General features: G+C 49.7%; 13 protein-coding genes. 5 read left to right on the top strand and 8 right to left on the bottom strand.

What is annotated here, in order from left to right; genetic code table 11:
* Positions 1–125 precede the first annotated feature (125 nt).
* Positions 126–1,652, top strand: a complete 1,527-nt coding sequence (locus G441_RS19160; RefSeq protein WP_026375298.1) for a S41 family peptidase — start codon at positions 126–128, stop codon at positions 1,650–1,652.
* A gap of 62 nt (positions 1,653–1,714) precedes the next feature.
* On the opposite strand, the gene G441_RS17890 is transcribed toward G441_RS19160, so the two are convergent.
* Positions 1,715–4,105, bottom strand: a complete 2,391-nt coding sequence (locus tag G441_RS17890) for a DUF305 domain-containing protein (protein WP_051275337.1) — start codon at positions 4,103–4,105, stop codon at positions 1,715–1,717.
* Positions 4,106–4,389: 284 nt separating this feature from the next.
* Between G441_RS17890 and G441_RS0104765 the strand changes: the two genes are divergently transcribed.
* Positions 4,390–4,989, top strand: coding sequence for a Yip1 family protein (locus tag G441_RS0104765; RefSeq protein WP_026375297.1), 600 nt, complete (start codon positions 4,390–4,392; stop codon positions 4,987–4,989).
* Positions 4,990–5,056: 67 nt separating this feature from the next.
* On the opposite strand, the gene purF is transcribed toward G441_RS0104765, so the two are convergent.
* From purF to truA, 6 genes are all read right to left on the bottom strand, one after another.
* On the bottom strand, positions 5,057–6,577 hold the full coding sequence (purF, locus tag G441_RS0104760) for an amidophosphoribosyltransferase (protein ID WP_026375296.1): 1,521 nt from the start codon (positions 6,575–6,577) through the stop codon (positions 5,057–5,059).
* A gap of 9 nt (positions 6,578–6,586) precedes the next feature.
* Positions 6,587–7,078, bottom strand: coding sequence for a CvpA family protein (locus tag G441_RS0104755; protein WP_026375295.1), 492 nt, complete (start codon positions 7,076–7,078; stop codon positions 6,587–6,589).
* 209 nt (positions 7,079–7,287) lie between these two features.
* A complete protein-coding gene (locus G441_RS0104745; protein WP_026375294.1) occupies positions 7,288–7,935 on the bottom strand; it encodes an SPOR domain-containing protein in 648 nt (215 codons plus the stop codon).
* A gap of 25 nt (positions 7,936–7,960) precedes the next feature.
* Positions 7,961–9,226, bottom strand: coding sequence for a bifunctional tetrahydrofolate synthase/dihydrofolate synthase (gene folC / locus G441_RS0104740; RefSeq protein WP_026375293.1), 1,266 nt, complete (start codon positions 9,224–9,226; stop codon positions 7,961–7,963).
* Positions 9,227–10,072 carry an acetyl-CoA carboxylase, carboxyltransferase subunit beta gene (accD, locus tag G441_RS0104735; protein WP_026375292.1) on the bottom strand — a complete coding sequence of 282 codons (846 nt, stop codon included), beginning with the start codon at positions 10,070–10,072 and terminating at the stop codon, positions 9,227–9,229.
* 135 nt (positions 10,073–10,207) lie between these two features.
* Positions 10,208–10,993, bottom strand: coding sequence for a tRNA pseudouridine(38-40) synthase TruA (truA, locus tag G441_RS0104730; protein WP_026375291.1), 786 nt, complete (start codon positions 10,991–10,993; stop codon positions 10,208–10,210).
* A 147-nt stretch (positions 10,994–11,140) separates the two neighbouring features.
* On the opposite strand from truA, the gene G441_RS0104725 reads away from it, so the two are divergent.
* Genes G441_RS0104725 through G441_RS0104715 form a run of 3 tightly spaced genes read left to right on the top strand, consistent with a single transcriptional unit; the run spans position 11,141 to position 13,723 of the window.
* A complete protein-coding gene (locus tag G441_RS0104725; RefSeq protein WP_026375290.1) occupies positions 11,141–12,289 on the top strand; it encodes a serine hydrolase domain-containing protein in 1,149 nt (382 codons plus the stop codon).
* Between the two features lie 4 nt (positions 12,290–12,293).
* A complete protein-coding gene (locus tag G441_RS0104720; protein WP_026375289.1) occupies positions 12,294–13,040 on the top strand; it encodes a VIT1/CCC1 transporter family protein in 747 nt (248 codons plus the stop codon).
* 59 nt (positions 13,041–13,099) lie between these two features.
* Positions 13,100–13,723, top strand: a complete 624-nt coding sequence (locus G441_RS0104715) for a hypothetical protein (RefSeq protein WP_026375288.1) — start codon at positions 13,100–13,102, stop codon at positions 13,721–13,723.
* 26 nt (positions 13,724–13,749) lie between these two features.
* Here G441_RS0104715 and G441_RS0104710 read toward each other — a convergent pair whose 3' ends face one another.
* Entirely contained in the window at positions 13,750–14,160 is a 411-nt protein-coding gene (locus tag G441_RS0104710; RefSeq protein ID WP_169726045.1) for a nuclear transport factor 2 family protein, read from the bottom strand.
* Positions 14,161–14,171: the final 11 nt, after the last annotated feature.

The following is a 14,171-nucleotide window of genomic DNA, read 5'->3' as shown; positions in this document are numbered from 1 at the left end:
CAGTAGACACTTTTCCCTATACTCACATTTTGTATCAATTTGGCGTTGCAAGTCATGTTGACTTAAAAAACGCATAGCGGCACTTTGAACGTCAGTATTACTACTAAACGGTTCGGTTATAAGCCATGTCACAAAAACTCGTTGTTGTCAGCCCATCTTTTCTTGTGAGTCTTCTATTTACAGGGTTATTAATCAATGTGTTACCTCTTCACGTTCAGGCAGCTAATCATACAAATCAAGTAGCAGGTTTATCTCAAGAGCAACAGTTATTAGTAATAAAAGAGTATGCAAATGCCATAGTCGAACACTACATCGTGCCAAAAGAAGCAGAGAAATATGCTGTATTTTTAAAAAATATGGCAAAAGACATTGAGAGAAATAAGCTGGAAGAACTTCCGCGTGAAGAAAATAAGTTTACAGAATACCTAAACAATCAACTTCAATTAATTCACAAAGATAAACATCTGGCATTAATTCCCCCTGTAAAGTTCTCCAATATTATTGAAAGATTTTACGACGGTGAGAGTCCGGCATCTGAAAAACCGGCATCAAGCAATCATCAAGAAACATTATCCGAACACGACTCCTCCTCAGGTCTTGCACATCATGGGCAGAAGATTACACCCTCAATTAAAAAGGGAAATAGTCTGGCTGAAATTGGAGTATTAAATATTGGGGAGATAAGCAGAGACGGTCTTAATCAGACCGGATACATCTCGTTTAGTCGATTGGAATCGACTAAACGAGTAAAAAGATTTCTCAATATGGCTTTTTCAACATTCAGCGAAAGCGATCAAATCATTATCGACCTGCGAGAATGTGGGGGCGGTGACGCAGAAGCAGTCACTTTCTTAAGTAGCTTCTTTTTCACTGAACCAACACTGTTGTCTGTTAACGAACAGAGAGACAGAGTGACGAAAGAACTTATTAGGTTAGATCGCTGGACAATACCCAATAAACTTAGTCAGATTTTTGCAGAAAAACCTCTGAAAATTCTAGTTTCTGGGCAGACATTTTCTGCTGCAGAGTCGTTCGCTTTTAGCATGCAAAATTTACAAAGAGCGACCATCATTGGTGGAGTTACGGGAGGTGGTGGTTATAGTAATGACTTCTTTGTCTTAAACGGGGGATTTGGCGCCTCGATCAGTGTCGGAAGAACCTTCAATCCGGTTAATGGAGATGATTGGCAGGGCAAAGGAATCAATCCGGATTTTTCGGTTGAGGTAAATCATGCACTTTATAATGCTCTACAAAACTACACGACTGAGTCCAGCAAAAAGTCGAAATTTAATGATGAAGAGCTAGATATCTATAACTTCATACAAGTTTATGTAGAGGCTTGGTACAGCGCGAACGAAGAAGCAATGGACCAGATCATCGGAGATGACTTCCAAGGAGTTTATGTGAATGCAGTTTCAGGAAAAAAATACTTAGTCTCTCGAGAAAGCTTGCTGACAAAGACATTGAGTGGTGAAGGAGTAAACACAAACAAGATATATGATAACCGAATCATCAAAGACATTAGCGTATCAGACAACATTGCCACAGTGACTCTGATACTCAGAAAAACAATTCACGAGATGGTTTTAGAACGTAAGAAAGAAGGATGGGCGATAGTGTCGGACTTCAAGACGGACAAATTAAGAACGTAATTTTTAGCTGACGTTAATTGTAGACTGGCGGTTACCCTTGCACCGCCAGTCCAGAGCTTGCACTAAATCGCTTCAGCAATGCCCATGAGTGTTGAGCGCAGTTCACTATTGCCCTCAAGCCCGCGTGCAATGCGAGTAATTTGCTCAGCCGTCGCAGAATTTTTGCTCTGTGCATCAATTAATTGTTGCGCGTCCGCCATGAGCTGTCTCAACGTTGATGCTAGCGATGCTTCAATGCTGCTTTTCCGTTCCATCTGATCCAGATAGGCCAGCGCGACAACCGGCGCATCAGGCCAGCGAACCGGGAATTGCTGCTGGGGATTAAATACATCTCCCATATTGGCAAGTTTAGCGGCAGCGATCTCGTTCTCGGTTAAGAATTCACTCGGCAGCAGCTCCAGTACGTCAAGACCGCGAATGATCTCGGTACCGTAAATTTTGCCGTTGTACCAGTAGGTAGACCAATACCCCGCCACGACGCGTCGTTCCTCATGTATGGGGCCGCGGTCAAAGTAGGCAATCTCAACCGGGTTCTCGGGGTCGGTGAAATCCATCAGTGACAGTCCCCCCTGATACCAAGCCTGGGCAAAGATGTCCCGGCCCGGCACAGGTACAATCGAGCCATTGTGCGCCACACAGTTTTCCTGCTCTGACTGAGGCGCGGGTATTTTGTAATAGCTCTGGAACTCGAGTTTGCCATCTACGATTTCATAAATCGCATTCGCCCCCCACTCCATCGGGTCGGAAGCGCGACAGCGCGGCTGCACACCGCCACCCCATTCGTCGGTAAACAGTACTTTGGTGCCGTCGTTATTGAATGTTGCTGAGTGCCAATAGGCAAACCCTGCATCGGTCACATCATCGATACGTTTGGGATTCAACGGATCCGAGATATCCAGAATGATACCGTTACCAGAGCAGGCGCCCGCGGCAATGTTGGCCGTTGGGAACACCGTAATATCGTGACATTCATCGGTGCGGCTGGTGGTTTGCGTATCGTCACCGTGATCGCCACCCAGCCATAAGCCAGCTACCCTACCTTCGTCATCAGCAAAAACCGCAGGACTGGAGGTGATGCGTGCCTTGGACGGGTCGTTAACCGGGATCTCAACCACATCGATACGGAACAGCGCAGTGCGTTCATCCCCGGGCACTTCGCCTATACAGCCTGCCAACTCTTCTTCTTCCCGCACACTGGATGTGCCGGAGTTGTACACTACAATTTTCTCATCGTCAGCCGATACCACCGAGTGCGTGTGTGAACCTCGGCAGGTCTGCACCAGCCCCACCTGACGTGGGCGGGTTAAATCGGAAATATCAAAGATGCGCAGGCCGCGGAATCGCTCATCGCTGATATCTTCACTTATACCTTCAAGACCACAATCGATGCGACCCCGTGTTTGCTCAACCGACATGATCAACAGATCGCCGACAATAGACACATCACCCTGCCCGCCCGGGCAAATCACCGATGCGGTCAGTTGCGGCGCATCCTGTTCAGAAAGCTTATAAACGTTAAACCCGTGGTAGCTGCCAGCCACCAAAATGTCTTCTGAAAACGCCATATCGGTGTTCCAGAAGCTCAGCAGCGGATTGCGTTCACTCCAATTGGTTTTGGCATCACCGTCCTGCTCATCGCGCGTCTTACCGGCGTCTTCCTGTTCATCATCGTCAGGTTTGATGGGCGGAATATTCGCCGGATTCTTCGGGTCGAAAAAACCTTTAGGCTTGGGTAAAGAGGCGACCAGTTGTAAGTTTGAGATAGCAGAGCCAGCATCATGCAGTCCGGCAGCCAAACCGACTCTCGGGTCGGTTGACAAGCCATCCAGCAGGTCCTTCATGCGCGTTATTTCGGCATTCTGGTCGTTAATGATGTCATTAACGAAGTCATATAACACCGGGTCGTAGGCAGAGCCAGGCTGATCAAGCAGGTCTTCGACCATGCGCACCGCACCCTCGTGGTGCGGGATCATCAGAGTCAGAAACAGACGATCAAACTCGGTTCCTTCTGCGGCTGCCAATTCAGCCATCTGTTCGCTGGTCGCCATGCCCATCATGCTATGGTCCATATGCATATGGTGAGGGACTTCTGTCGCTTCTCCACGCTCTTCAAGCCAGCTTTGCATGTAGGCAATTTCATCTGCCTGCGACTTTTCGATACGGCCAGCGATATCCAGCAGCGCCTGATTATTCGTACGCTGCGCAACCAGTTCACCCATCTCCACCGCCTGGCCGTGGTGAGGGATCATGTTCTGCATGAATTTGACATCATCACGGGTGTAACCGGTATCACTGATTTCAATTGCCTGCTCGGCACTAATAGACCGGGATTCCTGCCCGGGCGCGCCGGGCTGCACAATAGGTACGTCTTGCGCCGTAGCAGTTAACATGTGGCCAGTTAACAGTGCCAGGGCTGTGGGCTTAAAAAGGTGGTGAATTTGCACAGACGGCATGGTGCTTTGCTCTCCAGATTATGATTATTGTTTTTGAAAATATGTATATCGCTTGCGACATGATGCAGATCACAAAAAACGAAGGTCAGGCAACGTCACGCTAATAAAGACGCTTGATTGCGAGAAAACTGTTGACGAAATCGCCAATTTCCAAGACACTCGTGTGAAATAATTGTTAAAAATTATCATCTTTATTACAAGTAAGGCGATATTTTAATCGTATTACGTAACGCGCAAACAGTTTGGCGACTCGCCATCCACGCAGAGCATGAGGAAGTACCTGTATGATCCTGAACCACCTTTGGGGCATTTATACCCACCCTAGAGAAGAGTGGCATAATATTGATACCCGCCACGAAAGTTATTTTTATGCGTTAAGCCATATCGCAATTATTGCGCTGATCCCTGCGGTATGTGGATACTACTCAGCAGCTCATATTGGCTGGAGTATTGGTGCCGGAGACCTGATTAAACTGACGGCTAGCAGCGCAATGACGATGAGCATTGGTATGTACTTCGGGCTTATCGCAGGCGTGGTGGCGTTGGCCATCATGATCCACGAACTGGCCAAAGCGTTCGACGCCACCCCCACGTACACGCAATCTCTGGAGCTTGCGGCCTACACGGCAACGCCTATTTTCATGGTTGGCTTTGCAGCGCTTTATCCTGAATTATGGGTACTGATGACGGTTGGCCTTATTGGGGTCTCATACTCGATTTACCTGTTGTACTCAGGCGTACCAATTCTGATGCATATGCCGGAAGAAAAAGGATTCATTTACTCAAGCTCAGTTGTGACCTGCGCGCTGATATTGCTGGTCATCCTGATGGTAGGCTCGGTGATTTTGTGGAATATGGGCATGGGTCCGGTCTACACCCACTAAACTCAAATACAAACAAAAACGCCCGCTTGATATCGAGCGGGCGTTTTTTTATGCGCGACTATCGTGCTTAGTCTTCTTGGTCGATATTGTACATTTCCAGGTTACTTAATTCGGTCTGTAACTTGAGCTGCTTAGCACCTTCATTACGCGCCATATCAATCAATTCAAGGTAAGCCTGATCGACGTCTCCAGTGATATAGTTGCCGTCGAAAACTGAGGTTTCAAAACATTCTATCGCCGGGTTTTCCTCGCGTACCGCTTCTACCAGATCGTTAATATCCTGGAAGATTAATCCATCCGCCTGGATCAGTTCGGAAATCTGCTCGATCTCACGACCATAGGCGATAAGCTCATTGGCAGATGGCATATCAATGCCGTACACGTTAGGGAAGCGAATTTCCGGAGCAGCGGAGGCAAAATACACTTTCTTGGCGCCAGACTCACGGGCCATTTCAATGATTTGCCCAGACGTGGTACCGCGTACAATTGAATCATCGACCAACAGCACGTTTTTGCCTTTAAATTCAGAGCCAATCGCATTGAGCTTGCGACGCACTGACTTTTTACGCATCTTCTGACCAGGCATGATAAAGGTTCTACCGATGTAGCGGTTTTTTACAAACCCTTGACGATAGGGAAGCTCAAGCGTGGTGGCGATTTGCAGCGCCACATCCATTGAGGTTTCAGGGATAGGGATGACAACGTCAATATCCAGATCGGCCCATTCGCGACGGATCTTTTCACCCAGTTTACGGCCCATATTGACCCGTGATGCATAGACCGAAATCCCATCGATAAAGCTATCAGGGCGAGCAAAGTAAACAAATTCAAAAATACATGGGTTGCAGCTCGGTGATTCTGCACACTGTTTGGTAAACAGCTCGCCGTCTTCTGTAACATAAACCGCCTCTCCTGGCGCCACGTCACGAATAAAAGTAAACCCGACGGCATCCAGCGCCACGCTCTCTGACGCCACCATATACTCATCACCAAATTCTGTGCTTCGCTTACCCAGCGCCAGAGGTCGAATACCGTGAGGATCTCTGAATGCCAGCATGCCGTTGCCGATGATGGCAGCGACCACGGCGTAGGCACCGCGTATTTTACGGTGAACTTTGGTCACCACGTCGAAGATTTCTTCCGGCGTAATTGTCAGGCCTTTGGCATCCTGTAATTCATGGGCGAGTATGTTCAATAACAGTTCGGAGTCTGAAGTGGTATTGATATGACGGCGAGCAATTCTCACCACATCTTTTTGTAACTCATGGGCATTAGTGAGGTTGCCATTATGGGCGAACGCAATACCAAAGGGCGAATTCACGTAAAACGGCTGCGCTTCGGCAGAGCTCGAGGTTCCCGCCGTGGGATAGCGGGCATGGCCAATCCCGAAGTTGCCCGTCAGTCTTTTCATATGACGGGTGTGGAACACATCCCTGACCAAACCATTGGCTTTACGCAGGTGGAACATTCCTTCATCAATCGTAATGATACCTGCGGCGTCCTGTCCACGGTGCTGAAGCACGGTTAATGCGTCATAGATCGACTGATTAACAGGACTTTTACCAACAATACCAACAATACCGCACATGAGATTTACCTATGTTGTGGGTTGTAGAAAGCTTGAGTTCTGCTGCATGTATTGAAAAAACCATTCAATAATTTTTGAGAACTCAGGGATCAACATCGACGCCTGCCACCATTCGCTGTTGGAGGATGGTGTGAAGCTGTCCATAAAAAACAAGATTGCACTGACAATCAGCACGCCGCGAAGCGCACCAAATACCGCACCGAGTGCGCGGTCAGTGCCCGATAAACCGGTATATTGAACCAGTTGACCGATAATATAGTTGAGCAGACCGCCCAGAATCAGCGTGGTAACAAACAGGATGGTAATAGCCACGCCATTACGGACAAGCTCGTCATTAAAATTAGTGAGATGCACGGCAAGGTCGGCGTAAAACTGACTGGCGACAAAAAATGCGCCAATCCAGATTGCCAGAGACACCGCTTCTTTGACAAATCCACGAACCAGACTGATCAGGGACGACAGGACAATCACCCCAATTATTGCAAAGTCTATCCAGTTCATAACACCGTAGGAGTCACTTTTGAGTTGACATGACAATGATGATTAACACATTGACATGCTGCCAATTTTCGCCATCACGTCAGGCTGGATTGACAGCACAGCGTGGTCACGATGTCGGCTCATTCAGGATGGCGCGCATTCTAACAAAACGCTTTTTGAAAATCTTGCACTTTTACCGTTTGTTACGTGTTAAGTGTCGTAGCTCCACACTACTCAACGGTAAACGGTGTGATACGACCGACCAGCCCGGTTTCTTCCTTCAAATGCGGCAACGCCGCGGTGAGATTATCGCGCTGCAGGTCTGGCCCGACAAACACTTTGGTCAACACACCAGAGCTGGTTTGTACCGGACGGCTGAAGGCGCGGTAACCGGCCTTTTCAAGCTTAGTCAGCAAGTCTCTGACATTCTTTTGGTGACGGAAACTGCCAAGCTGGATAACCCAGCCTGAGTTTTCCAGCTGAATATCCGGGTCCTGCTCCACTACTGTCTGATCGGCCAGGCTGGAAGTGTCGCTTTGCACTGCTAACGCACTGGGCTCCTCGTCTTGCGTGTCATTTTCGGAGGTCTGTGAAGCGGACTCTTCAGATGCCTGCTCATCGGCATCGTTGTTCGGCGCGGGATCATCAACAGCCTGTTCGTCAACCACTTCTACCGGGCGTGACGCGGCTTGTTTGACTTCTTCCGCAGGAAAAGCTTCTGGCGCAATAACGGGCCTGACGACGGGCTGAGGCGGCACATCAACGAAGAGCTCGCGATTTTGCTGTTTTTCGCCGTCAAGAATATCCGGCAGAAAGATCACTGCCAGAGCGACCAGAATGACGGTCCCCACAAGTCTGTTCTGTAATGCCGTTGCCAACGGAGTGCCTCAATCCATTAATTAGTTAGTTCACAGAATCTACAAGCGCAGCAACCGTGAAAAAAGAACCAAACACAATAATGACTTCGTCAGGATACGCAAGTTCACGAGCACGCTGATATGCGTCGGTTACGCTACTGAACTGGCCTTCCACATGTTGTCCGACCAGATGCGACGCTAATGTAGCACAATCCGCCCCTCGTGGTACATCCAGTGATGCGGGCAACCAGCACGCATCGAATTCAAAAAGCGGTGCAAGGGTCGAAGGTATGTCCTTATCCGCAAGCATCCCAACAACAAAAAAATAACGCCGTGGCGAGCTATTGGCAAGCCGTTTGGCCAGCAATGCACTAGCCTGAGGATTATGAGCCACATCACAGATAACGTCAGGAGACGAGGCGATTTTCTGCATGCGACCAGGCACACTGGTGTGCTGGCACATATTCACGGCGATCTCACTATTCACCTCCACACCGAGCCGCTTGAGCGCCATCAGCGCAGTCGAGAGGTTTTGCACCGGGATAAGCGGCAGCGGCAAACCGCTTAGTTCAAGCTCCTGCTGGCGCCAGCTCCAGCTGTCCCCATCTACCCTGAAGGCAAACTCGATACCCTGTCGGTAAACGGTAGACTTTATCTCGTCGGCATAGGCCAACACGCTTTGCGGCGCCTCGGCATCGCCCAGTACAGTGTCGACATGGGTGCGCATAATGCCGGCCTTCTCCCGGCCGATATCTTCGCGGTTGTCACCCAGCCAGTCGATATGGTCTATACCGATGGTAGTAATAATGGCCAGCTCAGGATCAACAATGTTTACCGCATCCAGTCTGCCCCCTAGTCCCACTTCAAGCAGTATCCAGTCAGGCTTAGTCTTGGCAAAAAGATAAAGCGCTGCCAGCGTGCTGAATTCAAAATAGGTAAGACTGATATCACCACGCGCCTGCTCTACATATAAAAACGCCTCGCAATGGTCCTGTTCTGACAGCATGGCGTTGTTGATGGTCACCCGCTCCCTGTAGTCAATCAAATGGGGAGAGCTGTACACGCCAACGTTCAGTTCTAGAAACCGTGCTGCCTGAGCGAGGGCTGCACAAGTAGTGCCCTTGCCATTGGTACCCGCGACGGTGATGACTCTGGAATCAGATAAATCTAGTTGCAAGGCCTTGAGCACACGTGTCACCCGTTCCAGTCCCATTTCGATACCTACGGGATGAAGTGCTTCAAGGTGAGCAAGCCAACGGCAAAGCGGCCAGTCGCGCATTGCATTGCGCTGGCCAGAAATGTTCGAGGTCATTTAGTGTTGATGATGCAGTTTAGACAGAATTGAATGGACTTTATCGCGCATGTCACGACGGTCGACAATCATGTCGATAGCGCCTTTTTCGAGCAAAAACTCACTGCGCTGAAAGCCTTCCGGCAGGGTTTCTCGCACAGTCTGCTCAATGACTCTGGGGCCAGCAAAACCAATCAAGGCTTTCGGCTCGGCAATATTGACATCACCAAGCATGGCGAGACTGGCCGATACGCCGCCCATGGTTGGGTCGGTGAGGACTGAAATGAAAGGCAGTCCCTTTTTGCTCATCTTTGCCAGTGCCGCACTGGTCTTGGCCATTTGCATCAAGGACAGCAGCGCTTCCTGCATACGTGCGCCGCCGCTGGCAGAAAAGCACACCAACGGCATGTTCTTTTCAAGACACATATTGACGCCTTCGACAAAGCGAGCGCCTACAACTGACGCCATAGAACCGCCAAGAAAGCTAAATTCAAAACTGGCCGCCACCAGCGGCATGCCTTTCAACTTGCCCTGCATGACAATCAGTGCGTCTTTCTCATTTGTGGCTTTTTGCGCTGCCACAATGCGGTCTTTATAGCGCTTCGAATCCTTGAATTTCAGCACATCCTGCGGCTCAAGTTCGCCACCGATTTCCTCTCTATCGCCCTGATCGAGGAAATGATTCAGGCGCGCACGTGCGGTAATGCGCATGTGGTGATCGCACTTGGGGCACACCTCGAGCAGTTTCTCCAACTCGGTTTTATACAGTACAGCCTGACACGAGCCGCACTTTGTCCAGATCCCCTCCGGTACATTACTTTTGGTCGCCGATTGTGTGCGTGGCAGTATCTTTTGTATCCAACTCATTAAAACGTTCCTGTCGTTGACGTCTAAGTTGACCGTAGCAACTGAAAATAGAGTCTGTTGTTTTGATTAAAATTTTTCGCAACATTAAAGCATAGAACACCCGTCACACGAAAACAAAACTGGTCTGTTGAGGTGTTACGGATTCAAGAACAACGGGCCCAGCGTGGACGCAGGCACGCCAAATGTATCGGGATAGCTGACATCTACCAGATACAATCCATGCGGTTTGGCCGTTGCCGCAGCCGCCGTGCGATCTTTTTTAGCTAACAGCTCAGCCAGCCAGCTTTCAGGCCGATGACCACAACCTATCTCAATCAGAGACCCGGTGATATTGCGTACCATGTGGTGTAAAAACGCGTTTGCCTGTATGTCTATGACGACGTACTGCGCCTGCCTGAACACCGATACCGCCATCACATTACGAAACGGCGTTTTAGACTGGCACAGCGCAGCGCGAAATGAAGTAAAGTCCTGCTCGCCAAGCAGGCACTGTGCGGCGCGATGCATTTTGTCTGCATCCAGATGACGATGCACGTGCGTCACACCGCGGGTAAGTATGCCGCTGCGCATCTTGTTATTGTAAATCAGATAACGGTAGCGTCGCGCCGTAGCGCTAAAACGGGCGTGGAACTCATCATCCACCTGACGGGCCCATTTAATCGCAATACTGTCGGGCAAATTCGCGTTCATGCCCAGCGTCCATGCGCGTTCGGGACGCTCAACCGGACAATCAAAATGCACCACCTGATAGGTGGCATGCACGCCTGCGTCAGTGCGCCCGGCACACTGTACCTCAATGGGTGTGTTTGCCACTTTACTCAGAGCGCTTTCAATGTGTTGCTGGATGCTGCTGACCTCACGCTGGCGCTGCCATCCGTAAAACGCGGCTCCATCGTACTCTACACCCAAGGCAATTCGCATACTGACCTGCTGCTCCGTAAAAAGCCGCTATTGTACTCAGCGACGATACCGGTTTACAGTGATTTAGTGCACTTTGTCAGTATGTTGCTCGGTTTATCTCATGCTAGGCTATGGAGATGAGCAATCATTTACTTACAAGACACTGCTATGAAAGTGCTTCTGACCACACTACTTTTCTTCGTCAGCTACAACGTACTTGCTAATGACGAGCCCTACTTCCCCCCGCCGGCCGAATGGCAAACGATATCCCCAGAGCAGGCTGGATTTAATCCTGCCGCGTTACAGCTAGCCGTCGAGTTTGCCGGTAACAATGAATACTCTGGTGAAAAAGACCTGCGCGTGGCCATTCTCAAAGGGTTTCGGGCCGAACCGTTTCACAAGCTGTTAGGGCCGACCAAAAAGCGCGGCGGACCTGCCGGCATGATCCTGAAAAACGGCTATCAAGTTGCCAGCTGGGGCGACACCCGCCGGGTTGATATGACCTTCAGTGTGACCAAGAGCTATCTCACTACGGTGGCCGGGCTGGCGTGGGATGCGAAATTGATCCGCGACGTTAACGATCCGGTTGCAGAGTATGTGTGGGACGGCACGTTTGACGGTGCGCACAACAGCAAGGTGCGCTGGGAGCACTTATTAAATCAATCCTCTGACTGGTCTGGTCAATTGTTTGGTATTAAAGACTGGGCAGACCGTCCACCTAGCACCGGCGGGCTGGATGACTGGCGTTACCGTGAATTGAGAGAGCCCGGTACAGTGATGGAATATAACGATGTCCGGGTTAACCTGCTGGCCTATTCTCTGCTGCACGTGTGGCGTACGCCGCTGCCCCAGGTATTAAAAAACAAGCTAATGGATCCTATTGGCGCGTCGAGCACCTGGCGCTGGTTTGGATATGATGATGCCTGGGTCAATGTCGATGGACAGATGATGCAGTCAGTCACTGGCGGCGGTCACTCCGGCGGCGGTATTTTTATCTCCACCGAAGATCATGCGCGCTTCGGCTTACTGATTGCCAATCACGGAAAATGGCAGGAGCAACAGCTGATTTCAAAACAATGGCTGGATATGGCTATCCAGCCGTCACCCGCCCATGACAGCTATGGCTATATGTGGTGGCTCAATCAGGGCCAGCGTAAATGGCAGGACGTTGACAATGAAGACATATTTTATGCAGCCGGGTTTGGCGGCAACTTTATTGTCATCGACCGCAGTAACGATTTGGTGATCGTGACACGTTGGCTTGAACCCAGAGAAATCGGCAAGTTTGTCAGTCTAGTGCTAGACGCAATGGAATAGCATTATGCCCAAGCACCGCGATCTGGCAGGACTTGTCGAACAGCATCAGCCGCATATCATCAGTGAGAGGCTGTCCAAAACGCCAAAGCCATCATATTTGAGTGACGCGGTGCTCGGTGCCATTGACGGCTGTGTGACGACGTTCGCATTGGTAGCAGGCGCGTATGGCGCCGGTTTCACCAGCACCGTTGCGGTGGTGCTTGGCATGGCCAATCTGATTGCTGACGGCTACAGCATGGCGGTCAGTAACTATGAAGCCGCGAAAACCCAGGCCGATACGGTCGCAAGCGTTATTGATCAGGAGCGCGAGCATATCGCCTTGGTGCCTGAAGGCGAACGTGAAGAGATCAGAGAAATATTCCGACGCAAAGGGTTTGAAGGCGACGTGCTTGAACAGATCACAGACACCATCACGCAAAATCCATCGCTGTGGGTGGATACCATGCTGGTTGAAGAGCACGGCTTAAGCCATCAGTCTGGCGCCCCAGTCACCGCAGCCCTCACTACGCTTGGCGCATTTGTCTGTGTTGGCGTGATCCCGCTGATCCCATTCTTTTTTAGCCTACAAATATCACAGCAATTCACCATCAGTGCTATTCTGGCTTCTATCATGTTTTATTTAATTGGCTTTGTGAAAGGACAAACGCTTCGGCAGAACCGCTGGCTGACCGGTCTAACAACCCTATTCACCGGTGGCTCGGCTGCGCTTCTGGCATATTGCGTAGGCCTGTTATCTGACTGGATGATGTAGTGACAATGACCAGGCGTAATCACTCGTTTTTAGACATCATGTTTAGGTTGTGAGACATCATGCTGCTAAATAAACAACGAGACAAGCCTCTAAAATGGCGCGCCGTTTTTGCTGAATCTGCGCTTATTGGTGCCAGTATATTGCTTGCGTTTGCGCTGCAGGACTGGGATGAAGAGCGCGACATCGAAGAGCGCACCCTGATTGCGCTATGCAATGTCAAATCTGAGCTATCGTTTAATCAGATCCTGCTCAAGAATGACTACATTCCCAGACAGCAAGGCATGCTCGCTTCCGTTAAAGGCACTATTTCATTACTGCAGGCACAACCTGACGGCAGGCCACCCAAAACTGACCTTGAAAGTATGCTGATCCAGGAATCTTTGCGCTACTCGGCGTGGACACTGGCCGGAGAATCCGGATATTTGCTGCATGCGAACTTTGAGCTGGCCACAGAAATTGGCGCTCTGATTGATTTTCAGCAGGATAGCTACCTGTCCGTTGTCAATCGCATCAACGAGGCCGTATTTGATCGCGGTACGCAGTATCGCGAAGCACCGCTTGACTGGTATGTGTCTCTCAGCAGCCTTATCAATGAATGGGTCACACAAACTGACTTTCTTGAGCGGAAGTATGTGGCGTTATTTGAACGCTCGGACTTTATTGAGCTGGGGTGTCGAGAGTAATATCGCCCAACATCACGGATATTAAGTCATCGCGGCTTATTACTCGCTGCGACACTCACCAGCTTCCAACTCCCTGTTCGCTTCGACCATACCTGCACTCCACCGCCTGATTGACACAACTCAGCATTACATGAAAGTCGAACTGACTGTGTATATTCATTTACCAGGATTGCAGTGTATGTATCAATGATGGAAACATCGACGTAAGTAAAATTAAGCGACGTCACTTCCTTGATGGCAGAGAACCCCTGAGAAATTTGCCTAGAGAGCTCAGCAAATGACTTCCATGAGCTTCCTTCATTGTTGAGCCCAACAAATTTCCCTCTATCGAAATGCGAGAAATAGCTAGCAGCATTTAACGAGACTGCTGACTGCACAAGATTGTCAAACGCAGCCAAAATTTCAGTTTCAATGTTGATGCAGTCTTGTTCAGTCATGCCACTTGCCT

This window comes from Aestuariibacter salexigens DSM 15300 (assembly GCF_000429145.1).
GTDB lineage: Bacteria > Pseudomonadota > Gammaproteobacteria > Enterobacterales > Alteromonadaceae > Aestuariibacter > Aestuariibacter salexigens.
The sequence above is the reverse complement of the archived record's forward strand: the minus strand, read 5'-3'. Positions and strand labels throughout refer to the sequence as shown.

Excerpts from the sequence above, each read along its gene's own strand:
- truA (WP_026375291.1), bottom strand. The coding sequence starts at position 10,993 with ATGCGAATTGCCTTGGGTGTAGAGTACGATGGAGCCGCGTTTTACGGA.
- folC (WP_026375293.1), bottom strand. The coding sequence starts at position 9,226 with ATGACCTCGAACATTTCTGGCCAGCGCAATGCAATGCGCGACTGGCCG.
- G441_RS0104710 (WP_169726045.1), bottom strand. The coding sequence starts at position 14,160 with ATGACTGAACAAGACTGCATCAACATTGAAACTGAAATTTTGGCTGCG.
- G441_RS0104715 (WP_026375288.1), top strand. The coding sequence starts at position 13,100 with ATGCTGCTAAATAAACAACGAGACAAGCCTCTAAAATGGCGCGCCGTT.
- accD (WP_026375292.1), bottom strand. The coding sequence starts at position 10,072 with ATGAGTTGGATACAAAAGATACTGCCACGCACACAATCGGCGACCAAA.
- G441_RS0104725 (WP_026375290.1), top strand. The coding sequence starts at position 11,141 with ATGAAAGTGCTTCTGACCACACTACTTTTCTTCGTCAGCTACAACGTA.
- purF (WP_026375296.1), bottom strand. The coding sequence starts at position 6,577 with ATGTGCGGTATTGTTGGTATTGTTGGTAAAAGTCCTGTTAATCAGTCG.
- G441_RS0104720 (WP_026375289.1), top strand. The coding sequence starts at position 12,294 with ATGCCCAAGCACCGCGATCTGGCAGGACTTGTCGAACAGCATCAGCCG.
- G441_RS0104765 (WP_026375297.1), top strand. The coding sequence starts at position 4,390 with ATGATCCTGAACCACCTTTGGGGCATTTATACCCACCCTAGAGAAGAG.
- G441_RS0104755 (WP_026375295.1), bottom strand. The coding sequence starts at position 7,078 with ATGAACTGGATAGACTTTGCAATAATTGGGGTGATTGTCCTGTCGTCC.
- G441_RS17890 (WP_051275337.1), bottom strand. The coding sequence starts at position 4,105 with ATGCCGTCTGTGCAAATTCACCACCTTTTTAAGCCCACAGCCCTGGCA.
- G441_RS19160 (WP_026375298.1), top strand. The coding sequence starts at position 126 with ATGTCACAAAAACTCGTTGTTGTCAGCCCATCTTTTCTTGTGAGTCTT.